The organism is Bradyrhizobium sp. Leo78 (assembly GCF_059512425.1).
Genome location: NZ_JCAMOT010000165.1, coordinates 1 through 791, shown reverse-complemented (window position 1 = coordinate 791; position 791 = coordinate 1). Strand labels below are relative to the sequence as shown.

Annotated in this window: 1 protein-coding gene; it reads left to right on the top strand. The window is 62.6% G+C overall.

What is annotated here, in order from left to right:
- Positions 1–196: 196 nt before the first annotated feature.
- Positions 197–791, top strand: a 595-nt coding sequence (locus tag AC5ZG1_RS44075) for a transposase family protein (protein WP_496136525.1), incomplete at its 3' end; no start/stop codon positions are given.

Sequence of the window (791 nt, the reverse complement as noted above, 5' to 3'; positions counted from 1 at the left end):
CCTCGCCGTTCAGGTCGAGGTTGCAGCTTGAAGCTGAGAACGCGGCGCTTCGACATCAGTTGATGGTCTTGCGGCGGAGGCTGCAGGGTCGCGTCGGGCTCACGAACGATGATCGCTGGTTCTTTGTCCAGCTGTATCGTTGGTTTCCATCAATCTCGTCCGTCCTCACGATCGTCCGGCCCGAGACCCTCGTGCGTTGGCGCAGGACCGGTTCTCGCTGCTGCTGGCGTTGGAAGTCACGATCTTCGGGCGGCCGACCGCAGATCGACACCGAGCTGCGCGTGTTGATCCGGCGGATCAGCATCGAAATCCGCTTTGGGGCGCGCCGCGCATCCACGGCGAACTGCTGAAGCTCGGGTTTGAGGTCGCGCAGTCGAGCATCGCTAAGTACATGGTCAGGCAACGCGGGCCGCCCAGCCAGGGATGGCGGACGTTCTTGCGCAGCCACGCGCCGGACATTGCCGCCATGGACTTGTTCGTCGTTCCAACGATCGGTTTCGAACTGCTCTATGCTCTCGTCATCGTCCGGCTCGATCGCAGAGCCCTCGTTTGGATCAACGTCACAGCACATCCGACGGCCGAATGGGTTGCACGTCAAATCACGGAGGCATTTCCCTGGGACGAGGCTCCGCGCTACCTCATCCGGGATCACGACCGGATCTATGGCAGCGTCGTCACGCGCCGAATGCGCGCCATGGGCATCCGCGACAGGCCTACTGCACCGGCCTCGCCGTGGCAGAATGGAGTTGCCGAACGGTTGATCGGATCGATCCGCCGCGAGTGCTTAGATC